This is a genomic window from Helicobacter saguini (assembly GCF_000762875.2).
Lineage (GTDB): Bacteria > Campylobacterota > Campylobacteria > Campylobacterales > Helicobacteraceae > Helicobacter_A > Helicobacter_A saguini.
Genome location: NZ_JRMP02000004.1, coordinates 67,502 through 83,471 on the forward strand (window position 1 = coordinate 67,502; position 15,970 = coordinate 83,471).

General features: G+C 35.5%; 14 protein-coding genes and 1 pseudogene. 9 read left to right on the forward strand and 6 right to left on the reverse strand.

Features of this window, described 5'->3' with window-relative positions; translation table 11 throughout:
* Nucleotides 1–343 precede the first annotated feature (343 nt).
* A complete protein-coding gene (locus tag LS64_RS03425) occupies nucleotides 344–868 on the reverse strand; it encodes an ankyrin repeat domain-containing protein (protein WP_118949170.1) in 525 nt (174 codons plus the stop codon).
* Nucleotides 869–986: 118 nt separating this feature from the next.
* Here LS64_RS03425 and LS64_RS03430 point away from each other — a divergent pair, with 118 nt between their 5' ends.
* From LS64_RS03430 to LS64_RS03450, 5 genes are all read left to right on the forward strand, one after another.
* Nucleotides 987–3,266: a BspA family leucine-rich repeat surface protein gene (locus LS64_RS03430; RefSeq protein WP_052062409.1), complete on the forward strand. Its 2,280-nt coding sequence runs from the start codon at nucleotides 987–989 to the stop codon at nucleotides 3,264–3,266.
* Between the two features lie 66 nt (nucleotides 3,267–3,332).
* Nucleotides 3,333–3,851, forward strand: coding sequence for a tetratricopeptide repeat protein (locus LS64_RS03435; protein ID WP_052062410.1), 519 nt, complete (start codon nucleotides 3,333–3,335; stop codon nucleotides 3,849–3,851).
* Nucleotides 3,852–3,936: 85 nt separating this feature from the next.
* Entirely contained in the window at nucleotides 3,937–4,137 is a 201-nt protein-coding gene (locus tag LS64_RS03440) for a nuclear transport factor 2 family protein (RefSeq protein WP_052062411.1), read from the forward strand.
* An 11-nt stretch (nucleotides 4,138–4,148) separates the two neighbouring features.
* A complete protein-coding gene (locus LS64_RS03445; protein ID WP_160659299.1) occupies nucleotides 4,149–4,322 on the forward strand; it encodes a DUF4878 domain-containing protein in 174 nt (57 codons plus the stop codon).
* Nucleotides 4,323–4,324: 2 nt separating this feature from the next.
* Complete coding sequence (locus LS64_RS03450; protein ID WP_034571128.1) at nucleotides 4,325–4,939, forward strand: C40 family peptidase; 615 nt, start codon at nucleotides 4,325–4,327, stop codon at nucleotides 4,937–4,939.
* 182 nt (nucleotides 4,940–5,121) lie between these two features.
* Here the strand turns inward: LS64_RS03450 and LS64_RS03455 are convergent, their stop codons facing one another.
* From LS64_RS03455 to LS64_RS13080, 3 genes are all read right to left on the reverse strand, one after another.
* Nucleotides 5,122–5,655, reverse strand: a complete 534-nt coding sequence (locus tag LS64_RS03455) for a hypothetical protein (protein ID WP_034571131.1) — start codon at nucleotides 5,653–5,655, stop codon at nucleotides 5,122–5,124.
* Between the two features lie 287 nt (nucleotides 5,656–5,942).
* On the reverse strand, nucleotides 5,943–6,404 hold the full coding sequence (locus LS64_RS03460) for an LPD3 domain-containing protein (protein WP_052062412.1): 462 nt from the start codon (nucleotides 6,402–6,404) through the stop codon (nucleotides 5,943–5,945).
* Between the two features lie 19 nt (nucleotides 6,405–6,423).
* Nucleotides 6,424–9,321: a heavy metal translocating P-type ATPase gene (locus LS64_RS13080; protein WP_052062413.1), complete on the reverse strand. Its 2,898-nt coding sequence runs from the start codon at nucleotides 9,319–9,321 to the stop codon at nucleotides 6,424–6,426.
* Between the two features lie 316 nt (nucleotides 9,322–9,637).
* Between LS64_RS13080 and LS64_RS03475 the strand changes: the two genes are divergently transcribed.
* Nucleotides 9,638–11,758, forward strand: coding sequence for an RNA degradosome polyphosphate kinase (locus LS64_RS03475; protein ID WP_052062414.1), 2,121 nt, complete (start codon nucleotides 9,638–9,640; stop codon nucleotides 11,756–11,758).
* A 121-nt stretch (nucleotides 11,759–11,879) separates the two neighbouring features.
* Here LS64_RS03475 and LS64_RS13555 read toward each other — a convergent pair whose 3' ends face one another.
* Complete coding sequence (locus LS64_RS13555; RefSeq protein WP_272916619.1) at nucleotides 11,880–12,014, reverse strand: hypothetical protein; 135 nt, start codon at nucleotides 12,012–12,014, stop codon at nucleotides 11,880–11,882.
* Between the two features lies 1 nt (nucleotide 12,015).
* Between LS64_RS13555 and LS64_RS03480 the strand changes: the two genes are divergently transcribed.
* From LS64_RS03480 to flgD, 3 genes are all read left to right on the forward strand, one after another.
* A complete protein-coding gene (locus LS64_RS03480; RefSeq protein ID WP_034571134.1) occupies nucleotides 12,016–12,576 on the forward strand; it encodes a hypothetical protein in 561 nt (186 codons plus the stop codon).
* Nucleotides 12,573–13,448, forward strand: a complete 876-nt coding sequence (gene miaA / locus LS64_RS03485; RefSeq protein ID WP_034571137.1) for a tRNA (adenosine(37)-N6)-dimethylallyltransferase MiaA — start codon at nucleotides 12,573–12,575, stop codon at nucleotides 13,446–13,448. The genes LS64_RS03480 and miaA overlap by 4 nt, the downstream gene beginning before the upstream one ends.
* A gap of 68 nt (nucleotides 13,449–13,516) precedes the next feature.
* Entirely contained in the window at nucleotides 13,517–15,052 is a 1,536-nt protein-coding gene (flgD, locus tag LS64_RS13775; RefSeq protein WP_081948290.1) for a flagellar hook assembly protein FlgD, read from the forward strand.
* Nucleotides 15,053–15,187: 135 nt separating this feature from the next.
* On the opposite strand, the pseudogene mnmL reads toward flgD, so the two are convergent.
* A pseudogene (gene mnmL / locus LS64_RS14080) lies at nucleotides 15,188–15,964 on the reverse strand (tRNA modification radical SAM protein MnmL/YtqA); the annotation flags it as partial.
* Nucleotides 15,965–15,970: the final 6 nt, after the last annotated feature.

The window sequence follows — 15,970 nt, forward strand, 5'->3', positions numbered from 1 at the left end:
TCTATACTTTCTTTAGAATCTAAAACATTAAAACTAAAAAATATCGTTATATATATATATATATATATCTAAAAGCTATCATATCCTATCCTTTAATTTTAAAAATAAAAAGCAGTGAAATAATATCATAAATTTTAAGAATAAATACTATATTTTCTTACTATATTTTTTAAAAAGATAGAATATAGATTCCATTATTTCCCAAAGTTATCATAATTTAATATATTTATACCAAAAGTTATATAATTTATAATAATAAAACTTCCTAAAAATACTGCTAATTTTCTTAAAATAAGTGCGATATAAGGCATAAACAAAGAAGTAAATATAAAAGTTAGGATTTTTAGAATCTAAACAACATCTTTTGTAAAAAATTTGGCTTTTTGGGGCTAGTATTTGCATAAGATTCTATAAGTTTTATCATATTTTTCTTGCGAAAAAATAGCGCGGAATTAATCGCAGATAGCCGCCCTAAGTAAATATCCGCACCATTTTCAAGTAGCAATTTAGCGATATTTTCATAGCCTTTAAAACACACGCCAGATAAAGGCGAGAGATTTTTATCATTTAGCAAATTCACATCCGCGCCATATTTTAGCAGTAGCTCGCATGCCTCAAAATTGCCATTATACGCGGCTATCATCAAAAGCGTATTGCCCTTTTCGTTACGCAAATTCACATTTAATTTAGAATCTAAAAGCGTCTTTAAATCCTTTGTATTATTTTCTCTCGCACAAGTAAAAGCATAAACGCAAAGCTCCTGCAGCTTTTCTACCTCATCATTTGTAAGCTCCATTTTAGAATCTATATTGGAATCTTGTAAACCAGATTCTATAATTTTACCCTGTGTATTTGTAATATTTTGCATTTTATCCCCTTAAAACTTTTCTCATTATTATAGCAAAATATAGAATCTAGATTCCAAATTATAAAAATCCTAAAAGATTATATAGAATCTAATCTTAGATTCTAAGATAAGGATAGGGATGAAAAGGGTTTTGGTGTTGTGTGTGGCGATGTTTGTGGCGTGTGGTGATAAAGATTCTAAGGATGTGTCGCCTACGCAAAATACGCAAAGTCAAAATATAGAATCTAAACATATAGAATCTAAAAAGCCGCGTGTGATTTATGTAAAGCCGCAAGGTGAGTATAAATATTTTCCAAAGTCGCGAAATGATTTGGTGTATTTGCTAAATAAAACGCATAAGGTTAATGGTAAAAAGGTTTTTAGTATTCGGCTTAATGAAATTGATGTTAGCGGCGTGGTTGATATGAGTTATCTATTTGCCGACCCTAGTAAATGTGATGAAAGGGTTACTAAGGATTATAAAATAGATTCTATTGAATCTAACAAAGCAGATTCTATTGAATCTAATAATAACCTATCGCCCGCCCACCGCCCTACTATTGAGACGCCAAATATAGAATCTAACAATAACCTAAATATCGCTCACCATCCTTTTAAGGAAACAGATTCTATTGAATCTAAAATGCAAGATTCTAGATTCCATAATACGCAAAATTCGCACTCACAGATTTTGCATAAATCTATTCCCACCCAACCACCCATTTTTAAGATTAATGCAAAACCTGCGAGTGCGAATTTTGACAATGATTTATTGAGAACTGCTTATGATTTTAATAAAGCAGATTCTATAAAGTTAGCAAATATAGAATCTAAAGACCTATCGCCCACACCTACTAATAAACAAACGCCCACCATAGATTCTAAAAACCTATCGCCAAAGATAGAATCTAATTCAAAAAAATGCTCTTACACCGCTTCGCGTCGTATAAAGAGCGAAACTAACATTCTAGATTCTATAAACAACATAGAATCTCAAATCAATTACTACAAAGAACGTATAGCAGATTCTAAAGAATGCAGGGCGGATAAAGAAAAATTTATCCAAAAAATGCAAGAAATTATTGATAAAACAGATGGACGCGGAAACTGCAAATATTGCAATTATTACAAAACCGCTAGAAGTGATTTAAACCACAAGGCGATAAATGAACTATGCAATGAAAATTTACAAACTATAGAATCTAAAATCACCGCGTTGCAAAAGCAAATAGAAAAAATAGAAAAAACGTTACAAAAAGAGCTATATTTACTAGCCGCTTGGGATGTTAGCAATGTGCAAGATATGAGCTTTATGTTTTTAGGGCAGGGTATAAATCACATTAGCCTTAATCAATGGGATACAAAAAGTGTGCGATATATGCGCGGCATTTTTATGTGGAGTAATCTGCGTGGGGAACGCGATGATAATAACTTGGCGACTTGGGATACAGGGCAGGTTGTAGATATGAGTAGGGCTTTTAGCTTAAGTGAGTTTAATGGTAAAATTAGCCACTTTGATACAAAAAATGTGCGTGATATGAGCGATATGTTTTATATCAATCATAGCTTTAATCAGCCTTTAAATTCGTGGAATGTTGAGCGTGTGGAAAATATGAATAGTATGTTTGCTTTCGCACATAGCTTTAATCAGCCCTTAAATTCGTGGAATGTGGCTAATGTAAAAGATATGAGCGAGATGTTTGCCTATACACATAAGTTTAATCAGCCTTTGGATAAATGGAATGTAGCTAATGTAAAAAATATGTATTCTATGTTTAAAGATGCGCGTAAGTTTAATCAGCCGCTAAATTCGTGGAATGTGAGTAAGGTGAAAAATATGAGATATATGTTTGCTAATGCAAGTAAGTTTAATCAGCCCTTAGATAAATGGAATGTTAGCAATGTAAAAAATATGAATAGTATGTTTTATAAAGCAAGTAGTTTTAATCAAAATATACAATCTTGGGACGTAAGTCATGTGATAGATATGGGCGAGATGTTTGCCTATGCAAGTAGCTTTAATCAGCCGCTTGGTGCGTGGAATGTGGCTAATGTGCGTTATATGTATGATATGTTTAGCATGGCAGAAGCCTTTAATCAACCCTTAAATGCGTGGAATGTGAGTAATGTAGAATATATGGGCGGTATGTTTTCTTTTGCAACTAGCTTTAATCAGCCCTTAGATAAATGGAATGTGAGTAATGTAAAAGATATGATGTATATGTTTAGTAGGGCAAGTAGTTTTAATCAGCCCTTAGAATCTTGGAGTGTAAGTCGTGTGCAAGATATGTTTAGAATGTTTGCAAATGCAAAGTCTTTTAATCAAAACTTAGAATCTTGGGACGTATCTAATGTAAAAAATATGGAAATGATGTTTGAAAACACCGCAATGCAAACCCTACCAAAGTGGTATAAATGATTTTGTGGCTTAAAGGGGGGATTTAGATACTATAATTACAATTTAATTTTATTATAAGGATAAAAAATGTTTGCTAGATTTTGTGTGATATTATTTTGTGTATGTGTTCTAAGTGCGGAAGATTCCGCAAGTCTTAGTGATGATAAAGAAGATACTAAAGTGTCTTACACACTGCAAGAGGTCGAGCAAATGTGCGAGAATAAAAACGCTAGTGCTTGTGCGTCTCTTGGGCTGGAATATCTTTATGGGCTAAGCCTTAAGCAGGATGTAAAAAAGGCTTTAGACTATATGCAAAAGGCGTGTGATGGTGGCTTTGCACCTTCGTGTGGCACTCTTAGTGTTATGTATGAAAAAGGCACGGCAGACCCATATCTAAGCGATATGCCAACCATCAAAAAGGACTTGAAAAAAGCCTTTAAATTCGCGCAAAAAGGCTGCGATTTAAATAATATAGGTATGTGTGCTAGGCTAGGCGAGTATTATGCAAATGGCGAAGTCGTGGCTAAAGATTCTAAAAAATCAAAGGAATTTTTTAAAAAAGCGTGTGATTTAGGGTATAAAGAAATTTGTAATAAGGGGGAATAGAATCTAGATTCTATAAAACATTTTAACTTAAACTCTATATTTTTATGATAAGATGTTTGGCATTTTTATTTATTAGGAGAAAAGAGTGAAAAATAAGTTTTTGATGTGTGTGGTTGCGTTTTTATCGCTTTTTATTGTAGCGTGTAGCTCGAATAATCCAAAGGATGTCGCTATATCTTTTGTAGAAGAGATTTATAAGCACGGCGATAGCGAGGACGCTTTAAAATACCTTGCTTTGCCTAGTGATGAAGGCACTAAGTCATTGATGTTAGGCAAGATTTCTTAGCCACACAGCAAGTGCAGGAGAAAACAAAAGAGTGGGGCGGTGTGAAAAATATAGAAGTGGTAAGCGAGGATGTCAAAGAAAATACCGCAAATGTAAAGCTAAAAATCATATATGAAAATGGTAAGGAAATGCCTGAAAACATAAAACTTAAAAAAGTTAATGGGCAGTGGAAAATATCAATGTAGTTATGAAAATATGTTTGCTGCTTTGTTTTATATGCTCTAGCTTAAATGATTGCGCATTAAAAAGTATCGCTGCTTTTAAGGTTGGCGATATTATTTTGCGAGAGGGAAGCGACCTAGATAGCCTCTTAATAAAGCAAGTAATTAAGGATAAATACACGCACATAGGGCTAATCATATCCATAAATCCTTTGCAAATACTACACGCCACGACAAATGATAATCAAGCTAAGCAAAATCAAGTGATAATAAGTAGCTTTAATGAATATATTTCACACGCTAAAAGTGTGGCTGTGCGAAGGCTTAATTTGTCGCAAAATGCAAGGGAAAATATTGCCTTAGATTCTAAAAAATGGGTAGGAAAAGCCTTTGTATTAGAATCTAGGACTTTTGATTTTAGTAACGGCGATTTAGATTCTAAGTTTAAATCTTTAGATTCTAAAAGCGATGTAAATGCGCTTTATTGCACGACTTTATTAGAATCTATTTTGAGAAAATATACTAATATTACATTTAAATATACTTATGTGGATTTTCCACTTTTTCGTGGATATTACTTGTTGCCAAAGGCTTTTATGGAGCATTCTAGGGAAATTTTTAGCCTTGATATTGCTAGATGATTTGTTTTTAGAAATGTTATATGAGAATCTAGATTCTATAAATATTTTTCTATCTTAAAGAGTGATTGGGCACGAATAGATGAAAAAAATATTTAAAAATTAAAGCTAGATTTTATTTTTACTTTACAAATTTCCTAACGCCGCTCACCGCCCCTTTAAAAATATTTTATAGAATCTAGATTCTATCCTTTCCCAAAGTTACCATAATTTAATATATTTATGCCAAAAGTTATAGAATTTATAATGATAAAACTACCTAAAAATGCAAAAATACTAACTTTCCCTGCTATGAGTGCGACATAAGGCACAAAGCAGCAAAGAAAGCCAAAATATATAATAAGGATACCAAAAGCAAAGTTTATGTTAAACATTTCAAGGAAATTTAGCGACCAAGATAAAATTATAAAAATTATAATATATGAAAATATCCCTATATAGATTCTATAACTTTTTATGCTAAAAGTTTGCGAAATGCTAGCTATTAAAAATATACAAAATATTAAAATTACACAAGAAATTATAATAGCCACATAGCCACTAAAATTAGTAATAAAATTCGCCACAAAAAGCAAAAAAATAGCCGCACAAATGCCTATCACACTAATAGAAATAACCCTAAAAAGCCCCCTAAAAAATCCACTAAAATCAGCCTTAAATTCCTTTTTTAAATCCAAATTTTCAAAATCTATATAATCTTTATTTTTAGAATCTTTCAAGCTTTTCCTTTGAATGTAGATTCTGTAATTTTATCTTGTAAAAGTTGGGATTTATAGAATCTAGATTCTATAAATATTTTTGACCTATCGCCCACCCACCACCCTTTTTAAAAAAACGTGGATAGAATCTAGATTCTATAATTTTGTATCATTCCTAAATTCCTTGACTTTTGGGTATTAAAATATTAAAATATGTGTGTTTTTGTAATGTTGAGACTAACGGACACCCCCATGCCCTTAGTTCCATAACATTGCAAAAAATCGCTAAGGATTTTAGCATGGGGGAATCATAACTTAGCGATATTTTTTAGCTCGATACTATATATACGATTTCCTTTATTTTTACCATATAATGTTTCTTTTAAAGTTATTAAAATTTGAATTTTTTTGCCATTTAGTTTCAATATAGCGATATAACGTGGAATCAAAATATCAACTTTATCATTTTTTAAATCAAGCTGAATCTCTTTAAGTCTCGCATTTTTATATAAATTTAGAATCTGCTCTGCTGCTGCAATGTGCTCGTTATCATTAAATCCATTCGCTGCACTTTTATCCATCGCAGTATCGCTACTTATTTTGCTAACGCCTTTTTTAGTCAATATAGCCACGCGTCCATCGTGCTTATTTCTAATGGGTTTATTGATAAAAGGTTCTAAATTAGCATGCAAAATTTCACGCAACTGCGGACGTGTTTTAACATTATTTGTCGTTTGAATTTCTAGTAATTTATTAGAATCTTTTGCCACATTTTACCTTTTTTAGAATCTAGATTCTATCTTTGTATAGTCGCAGGGAGTTTAGGACGACACAAAGCGAGCTAAGGCTCATAAAAAGGGCGGCAAAAAGTGGGATTACTTGTCCGCTTAAAGCGAAAGGAATTGCTAAAGTGTTGTAGGCTAGGCTCATTACTAGGTTTTGCTTTATGCGATTAAATGTTAGCTTTGAGATTTTAAAGGCTTTTTGCAATGTGTCGAGTTTATCGTCCAAAATTATCACATCGCTTTGATTTATGCTAATATCACTGCCGCTGCCCATTGCGATGGCGACTTGTGCGTATTTTAATGCGAGTGAATCATTTAGTCCATCGCCTATCATTACGACATTGTTTTTTATTTTTTTGGAATCTTTATTAATAATAGGGCTTTGGTTTTTAGATTCTATGTTAGAAATATGGGGCGTTTGGTTTTTAGAATCTAGATTCTGTGATTTGTTGGAATCTTGCGTGTTAGATTCTATATTTTTTGTATCAAATGCAAACGCAGGATTTGCATTTTTCACGTCCAAAGTCCCACCACGCCCTCCCACTAAAGAATGTGAAAAATTCAAATCCTGCGTTTGCCCTCCAGCCACGCCATTAGATTCTGTGGAATTTATAGAATCTTTACTATTTTGAAAATCCGCCCTTTGAATCTGCCTTGAATCCAAAGTCCCGCCCATTCCCTCCCTTTGAATATTTAAGGCAGATTCAAAGGGCGAATTTTCTTTAGATTCTATGATTTTTTTCACAATTTCTGCTTTTTGCAATGGCGTCACTTCCGCGTAAAATTCATTTATCCCTAACTCATTTGCTAGACTTCCAACGACTTGAAATCTATCGCCACTTAGCATAATTAAGCGCTTTTTATTTTTTTTAAGATAATTTATAAGTGATTTTGCATTTTCTTTTATGCAATCTTGCAGGTAGAAAATATGCGTGATTTTAAAACTAGATTCTATAGAATCTTTTACAAAACTCTCGCTTCCACCTATAATTTCAATATTATCGATATTTGCGATAAAGCCCTTGCCTTGAATGATTTTAAAACTATCATTATTAGATTCTATAAAATCTTTAGAATCTCCAAAATACTCCAAAATCGCCTTTGCAATAATATGCGGATTTTTTTTCATCGCTTTTATAATTATCTTACGCATTTTAGATTCACTCAAATTCTTAGAATCTTTCATCGCGATATAGAATCTTGTCGCATTTTGCAAATTAGATTCCATAGAATCTTGTTTAGATTGCCACGCTTCACTCGCAATGACAGAATCTACAACCTGCATTTTGCCTTGCGTTAAAGTGCCTGTTTTATCGAATACCACGACATTTACACGCGATAAAGATTCTAAAAACGCAGCCTTTGTGAAAATTATTCCATTTTTAAACGCCACATTTAAGCCAACCACAGACGCAATAGGCGTAGCCAAAGCCAAAGCGCAAGGACACGCAATTACAATTACACTAACAGCGATTAACAAAGAATACTCAAAACCGCTATGCAGAGTGAAAAAATAAAAAAGAAACGCCACCGCAGCGATACTTAAAACGATTTTACTAAAAGTGCCAGAGATTCTAAAAGCAAAGTTAGCAATCGGCGGCGTGCTAAATTCGCTATCTTTCAACAAAGTCGCTAATTTGCTCAAACTAGATTCACTAAACTCACGCTCCACACGATAAACCACCGCGTGATTTAGGGCAATCGCGCCACTTAAAACACTATCTCCAGCGACTAGATTTAGCGGCAAGGCTTCACCATTAATATTTGAATAATCAAAACTACCGATTTTAGATTCTAAAATGCCATCGCAGCTTAGAATTTCCCCAGGCATTACTAGCAATTTATCGCCCACTTTTACGTCACTAACTGAAATCAAGCTACCATTCACAAGACGCGCTTCTAAGGGCATTATGGCGTTTAGTTTCAATAGATTATCACTTGCTTTTTTGCGGCTTAGTAGCTCTAAAAATTTCGCACTTAACACAAATAAAATAATCATACACACGCTCTCAAAATATGTATGCCCACTGCCGCTTAGCCACGCAAAAATGGAGTAGCAATACACAAGCGTTGTGCCAGAAATCACAAGCGTCTCCATTCCTATCACGCCATTTTTAGCCCCCTTAAACGCCTGTTTATAAAACCCACTAGCGCAAAAGAAAAGCACCGGCGTAGCAAGCAAGAAACTCGCAAGATTAAGGATATTACTAGAAATCGCGTCAATCCCACTAAAAAGCCCCATATACTGCCCGACATTCACCCACATAATATTCATCGTGCAGAAAATCGCCACGACAAGCTTAATGTAGTATTTATTATTGCGTTTCGTGGTCGTGGTTTCCTTGTCATTTGCGTCATAGATAATTGCGTTGTAGCCGATATTTTGGATAGTTTGCACGATTTGTTTAAGGCTAATTTCATCATCATAAAACTGCACTTTTGCCTTAAAAGTTGTGTAATTTATCGCGACAGATTCTATGCCATTTAGTGAATTTAGAATTTGCTCATTAAGCCACACACACGCCGCACACATCGCACCATCAAGGATAAAATGGACTTCTTTTAGATTATTTTTATTAGCAATTTCTTTTATATATTTTTGTTTAAAATTGATAGAATCATAATTTATATCGTTGATGGATTCTGTAACTTTTTTTGTTTGTAGTTGCGTATTTCCTAACTTTGTATAAAAAGATTCTAAATTATTTTCTTTTAATAAATCATAGGCTAATTCACAACCATTACAACAAAAATAAAGCACCTGCTTAGATTCTAACAATGGAGATTCTAAAGAGCCAGATTCTAACAACCCCCCTTTCAATGAGGAATTTTCCACAACCACGCGTTTTAAAACCCCCAAATCATACTCTTGCTTACAATGCGAACACGCCACTTTTCCCATAATATAAAATCCAAAAATACAAAAATTGTTTCGAAATTATAATATCAAACACAAAAATTACGCATTAATATCAATAAAAAAAGTAATGAAAATAAAAAAACATTGTAAAATATAGAATCTAGATTCTATCCACTCTAAAAGTTGGGTGGTGGGTAGGCGAGTAGGCAATTTGCAAAAAACTAGGCAAATTTGGTAAGCCAAATAGAATCTAATTTTAAATATTTTTCTTTTTATCTATTCTCGCCCAGCCACCCTTAAGGTAGAAAAATATTTGAATAGAATCTAGAATCTAAAACGCAAGATAAAAGGAGAAAATATGCAAAAGGACAAACAAGAAGCAGTGCAAATTAGCCTTAAGGACAGATATTTCAATCGTGAGCTAAGTTGGCTGCGGTTTAATACGCGTGTGCTAAATGAGGCTAAAAATACCAAACTACCGCTTTTAGAGCGACTAAAATTTTTAGCGATTTATAGCACGAACTTAGATGAGTTTTATATGATACGCGTGGCTGGATTGCAGCGACTTTTTGCTAATGGCGTGATAGAATCTGGCGCAGATAAACTAAGCCCTTTAGAGCAGCTAAGTGAAATCCGTGAGTATATAAATAAGGAACGTGCAGTGCTTGAAGGGCTTTATAACGACATCAAAAAGAGCCTTGCTAAAGAAAAGCTAATCTTGCGTAATTTTGAGAATCTAGATTCTAACGCGAAGCAGGAAATGTATAAATATTTCAAAAATTATTTGTATCCTGTGATTGTGCCGATTGTGGTTGATTCTGTCCATCCATTTCCGCATTTGAATAATTTGAGTTTTGCCATTGCGCTTATGCTAAAAAATAAAGAGAGTGGGGAAATAAAGTATGGAATGGTTAGAATCCCGCGTGTATTGAAGCGATTTGTGCGGGTAAATCATGATTCTTTTGTCTTTACAGAGAGCATTGTGGGGGAATTTGCCGGGGAGCTTTTTGAGGGGTATGAAACCTTGGCGTATGCACCATTTCGCGTTACTAGAAATGCGGATATGGAGATTGAAGAAGAGGAAGCCGATGACTTTATCGTGCTAATGAGCGAGGGCTTAAGGGCGCGTAAAAAAGGCGAGGTGGTGCGACTTGAAATAGGAATCGCAAGTAAAGAGGCTGAATATGAGAAGCTACTAAACTTTGTCAATTCGCAGTTAAATGTGAGAAAAGAGGATATTTATGAGTATAAAGTCCCGCTTGGATTTAACGCATTTTGGGAATTAGTTGGCTTGAAAGAATATGCGTATTTAAGTTCGCCGCAGTATGTCGCAAAGATTCTGCCACCGCTAGAAGATGCGCCAAATATTTTTGACGTGATTGATAAAGGCGATGTGCTTTTGTTTCAGCCTTATGAGAGCTTTGAGCCAGTGGTGGATTTCATTCGTCAGGCGGCTAAAGACCCGGATGTTTTATCGATAAGAATGACGCTTTATCGTGTGGGGAAAAATTCGCCGATTGTAAAGGCTTTGACTGAAGCAGCGGAAAATAAGCAGGTTACGGCTTTGGTGGAGCTTAAGGCGCGATTTGATGAGGAAAATAACTTGCACTGGGCAAGGGCTTTAGAATCTGCTGGAGCGCATGTGATTTATGGTATCCCAAACCTGAAAGTCCATGCCAAAATCGCATTAGTGATAAAGCGAAGTGGCGATAGGCTGCATGAATATGTGCATTTGAGTTCGGGTAACTACAATGCGGCGACTGCGAAAATCTACACAGATGTTAGCCTATTTACCGCTAATCCTGCGTTTGCAAAAGATGCGGTGAAGTTCTTTCATTCTTTAAGCACCGGCAGTTCTAAACACGCGCGACTTGATACGCTATATACCGCGCCAACGCAGATAAAAGAGCAGCTTTTGAAACTCATTGAAGAAGAAGCCGCACACAAAGAGCAAGGGCGAATAATTTTAAAAGCAAATGCGTGCGTGGATATTGATGTGATAAATGCGCTATATAAAGCATCTCAAGCTGGTGTGAAAATTGATTTGATAATACGTGGCGTGTGCTGTCTTCGTCCGGGGCTAAAGGGCTTGAGTGAAAATATCCATGTGTATAGCATTATCGGTAAATACCTAGAACACGCTAGAATCTATTATTTTAAACACGCAAAAGAGAGCATTTACTTTGCGTCCGCAGATATTATGCCGCGAAATTTGGAGCGTAGAGTTGAGCTTTTAACCCCTGCTTTAGAAAAAAATGTCGCTGATAAGCTAATGCAAATTATCACGCTGCAGCTAAATGATACCTTGCAACGCTATGAACTTAAAAGCGATGGCGAATACTACAAAGTCCCACCAAAAGATGGCGGCTTAAACTCGCAAGAAGCCTTTGAAAAAATGACCACGCAAATAAGCAACGCAAATAAAAAGGCAAATGAAAAGATGAAACGTCTAGTAACACGTATGATGGGCGAGTCGTAAGATTTTAGATTCCTTGCTATAATCTTAAGTAATTAGCCCAAAATGAATTGCTAGAATTTTAATATTGGAAATCTTACAGCAAAATAGAGTTACAAAATGTGAAGTCTTGGATTTTAAACCCCTACTCAAACAACACATCGCTTTGTTTTTTGTCGGTTGAATCCCAGTAGGGGTCTTGTTTATATCCGCAGGCATAAAAGCTAAAAATTAGTCCAAATATTACAAAACCTTTTAGAATCTTTGATAAAATACTCATTATGAAAACCTTTAAAGATTTATTAAATTCAACGCAATTTACACAAAGAATGGTAAATTATGGTTACTGCACGAATAAATTAATGAATTTTATACTAAATTCTAATGCTTTGCAACCACTTTTACACTTTCTACCTTTGAGCGTGAAAAATAATGTCCTTGCAATTTTTCCATCAAAACGCAATAAAAATGAGATTCTAATCTGCCTAAAATCCCAGCCAGCCTGCGTTGAGTTTAACAAATATCATGCAAAAGAAATGATAAATCTAATCCAAACAAATAGATTTTTACCGCCAAATCTAAAAACCTACACAAAAATTACAGCTTATGTCCCTACAAATCGTTTATACACATCAAAAATAGTGCAAATAAGACCAGAGAAAAAACTTATTGAAAGTGCACGGGGTAACTTTAGAAACTTAGCAACTGATGCTAAAATCCACGCTATATTTGAAGAAATAAGGCAAGTGGCAATTACAAATCAAAGAAAATTAGAGCGGCTAAATAGCCAAAAAATAGATTCTAATCCTATCGATTATAAATTCCAAAAAACACGCAGATGAAAATTTTAGCAATAATCGGCGCTACTTGCAGCGGCAAATCAGCCCTTGCACTAAATCTAGCAAGCAAGATTAATGCTTATATTTTCTCCATAGATTCACTAAGTATTTATAAGGAAATAAATATTGCTTCAGCCAAGCCTACTAAAGCCGAGCTAGATTCTATAAAACACTTTGCAATAGATGTGTTAAGTCCCGTTGAAAGCGTAAATGCGGGGGTTTTTATAAGGCTTTTAGATAATGCTATAACAGAGTGTAAAAAAGATTCTAAAAACTTAGTTATTGTCGGTGGCTCAAGCTTTTATCTTAAATCAATCATACAAGGCTTAAGCAATATAGATTCTATAAACATAGAATCTAAATTTATAAATAAGAGTTTAAGTGAAAAATATGTAATATTACAGAATCTAGATTCTATATTTGCCGCTAAAATCTCGCAAAATGATACATATAGAATAAATAAAGCACTAAGCATATTTGAAGCCACAGGCAAGATTCCAAGTGTGTATTTTAAAGAAAATCCACCAAAGCCCTTTCCGCATAAAATCGATATTTATAACCTGCAAATACCACGAGACGTGCTAATAGAAAGGATAAATAAAAGAACAAAATCTATGATAAAACAAGGCTTAATAGATGAAGCAAAATATATCTTAGAATCTTATGGAGATTCTATACAGCCTTTTAAATCCATAGGGCTAAAAGAGTGTCTTTTATATTTTAAAGGTCAAATAAATCTTAGCGAGCTAGAATCAATGATAGCAATTCACACAAGGCAACTAGCAAAAAGGCAGAGCACATTTAATAAAACGCAATTTGAAAATATAGTGCAAATAGATTCTAACATAGAATCTATTTTAAAAAAAATAACATAAATATTTAGGGAACGCAAAATGCTTTACCATTGCTAATTAAGGATAAAAAAACTTTTAAGGATAAAGTTATGGCTATTGATTTAGGCGATGTGACAGGCTCTACAGCCGCAAGGGAAAAGAAAAAGGAAAGCACGCAGATTGCAAATGGGCTTGATAAAGATGCGTTTATGAAGCTATTTTTAGAGCAGCTAAAAAATCAAGACCCCACTTCTCCTATGGAGACGGATAAAATCATCACTCAAACCGCGCAACTAACGCAAGTGGAAATGCAAGAAGAAAATAAAAAGACGATGAAAGAAGTAGCCGCTGCGATGAAAGCAAGCCAGGATACAAATAAAGCCTTGCAAGATTTTCAAAAAGAGATGAAAAAGAGCCTTGAAATCTTAAATATGGGTATGGAGGAAAATACTCACGCTACTTCGCAGGGCGCGAAGGCAAATAGCCTAAATGCGGTCTCAATGATAGGTAAAATCGCTGAAACTGATATAATGGGGCTAAATGTCAATGGCAGTGGGGAAAATCATTTTAGCCTTTATTTTGACAACAAGATTAATGCGAGTCAAGGTTCGCCCATCGTTGAGATTCTAAACCCAAATCGCGAAGTGGTTAAGACGATTTCACTAGCTGATAAAGACGGACAGCAAGGCTATATTGAGTTTAGATGGGATGGCAAGGATACTAAGGGCAACATCGTAGAGCCGGGCAGCTATCAAGTGCGCGCGTTTTATAATCTAAATCCAGAAACGCGTCAATATGATGAAACGCGTATCGGTCGTGGCGAGGTGCAAAGCATAATTTACGACAAGGGAGTGCCGCTAATGCGACTAGGCGATAATATCGTGCCTGTGCAAAGTGCGCTAGAGTTTTACCCGCGTGGCGAGCTAGCTAGCAAAAGTGTGGAATCCATTAAGGCTGATGCGAGCAAGGCTAGTGCGTATGAGGATGATTTGAAAACGCAGAATTTGAGTGAAAAATATGAGAAAATAATTAGCGATAGAGAGGAGCGACTAGCTGCAGAAGCGGAGGCTAATAAAGATGAGGAAACACTGCAGCGTGAGGCTTTGGAGCGCGAAAAAGAGCAAAAAGCAAAAGAGATGAAAAAATACGCAAAAATGCTAGATAGCGCAGAAAAGGGCAAGCAGCTGGATAAGGGTGAGCTAGATAAGCTTGATAAATTAGCTGGGGGCTTAAACGCTAAGTCGGCGGATTCTAAGTCGGCTAATTTAAATTCGTTGTTGCAAGGTTCTAACGCTTTGCAGGGTTCTAGCGGGGCAAATAATCCTTTTACACAAGGCTTTAGCGAAGCAAATGGGCTAGATTCTAATGCGTTAGGAAATTCTAACGCCTTTGGTAATAACGCTTTAGGCAACGCAGATTCTAACCCTTTTGGTAATAATAATATAGAATCTACTTCGGTTTCAAATCCTTTTGCTAATGCAGATTCTAGCGTAAATAGCACTTTTGGTAATCTAAATCCAAACCTTGCAAATAACGCAAATCGCTCATCAGATTCAATCCTTGCAAATCCATTTGGCGATGCAAGTAACCCCTTTGATGGTCACATCCAAAGTTCAAACCCCCCAACCCTTGACATCATGGGCTAACCCTACAAATATTCCATAAACACAGAATCCAGATTCTAAAATGCTTTAATATTTTCATTTATTCACTTTGATTTTGCAAAACTTGGATTCTATAGATTTGTTTTGTGTATTATAAAACTACATATTTTTTAAATTCTAATATTCTATCCCTTCTTTTTTTAGGCGTTCGCGTAAATAGCGCATTTGGATATTTTTATCAAAGCACCATTTTGGCGCGATTAGGGTGTCATCGTGTGCGCCCGCACTCACACGCTGCACGACCACATTTGGCGGTATCATTTTTAGGCTACGCGCGATTGCCTCGCCGTAAACTTCAAGCGTTATGGGCGTGTATTCGCCGCGTTTATACATTCGTGCGAGTGCTGTGCCTTCCACCACATAAAGCGGGTGGATTTTTAGTGAATCTACGCCGTAGTCAAGTATCGTGCGTAGCGAGTTTATCATCATTTCTACGCTCTCACCGGGCAGTCCATAGATTAGGTGGGCGCACACTTTGATGCCGCGTTTGCGTGTGTTGGCGAAAAGTTCGCGCACGCCTTGCATTGTGTGTCCGCGGTTTGTGATTTTGAGCGTCTCTTCGTAGATTGATTGAATGCCGTATTCTAGCCAGATTTCCTTGCCTTTTTTGACAAATTCGCCTAAAAAATCTAGTAGTTTAGAATCTACGCAATCAACGCGCGTGCCGATGCTAATCCCCACGACATTAGGCAGCTCTAATGCCCTTGTGTAAAGGGTTTTGAGCGTGTCAAAGGGCGCGTAAGTATTCGTAAAACTTTGAAAATACACAAGGTATTTTGCGATACCAAATTTATTTTTGTGATACTGCGAATGGTAGGCAAACTGCGTCTCTAACTCGCTTAGCTGCTTGTCTAAAAGTGGGTTGTGAGTGAGCTTGAAATTCATTGTAATGCGGGGGAG

Coding starts and splice junctions, on each gene's coding strand:
- LS64_RS03430 (WP_052062409.1), top strand. CDS start 987: ATGAAAAGGGTTTTGGTGTTGTGTGTGGCGATGTTTGTGGCGTGTGGT.
- LS64_RS03480 (WP_034571134.1), top strand. CDS start 12,016: ATGAAAACCTTTAAAGATTTATTAAATTCAACGCAATTTACACAAAGA.
- flgD (WP_081948290.1), top strand. CDS start 13,517: ATGGCTATTGATTTAGGCGATGTGACAGGCTCTACAGCCGCAAGGGAA.
- LS64_RS03435 (WP_052062410.1), top strand. CDS start 3,333: ATGTTTGCTAGATTTTGTGTGATATTATTTTGTGTATGTGTTCTAAGT.
- miaA (WP_034571137.1), top strand. CDS start 12,573: ATGAAAATTTTAGCAATAATCGGCGCTACTTGCAGCGGCAAATCAGCC.
- LS64_RS13080 (WP_052062413.1), bottom strand. CDS start 9,321: ATGGGAAAAGTGGCGTGTTCGCATTGTAAGCAAGAGTATGATTTGGGG.
- LS64_RS03425 (WP_118949170.1), bottom strand. CDS start 868: ATGCAAAATATTACAAATACACAGGGTAAAATTATAGAATCTGGTTTA.
- LS64_RS03475 (WP_052062414.1), top strand. CDS start 9,638: ATGCAAAAGGACAAACAAGAAGCAGTGCAAATTAGCCTTAAGGACAGA.
- LS64_RS03450 (WP_034571128.1), top strand. CDS start 4,325: ATGAAAATATGTTTGCTGCTTTGTTTTATATGCTCTAGCTTAAATGAT.
- LS64_RS13555 (WP_272916619.1), bottom strand. CDS start 12,014: ATGAGTATTTTATCAAAGATTCTAAAAGGTTTTGTAATATTTGGACTA.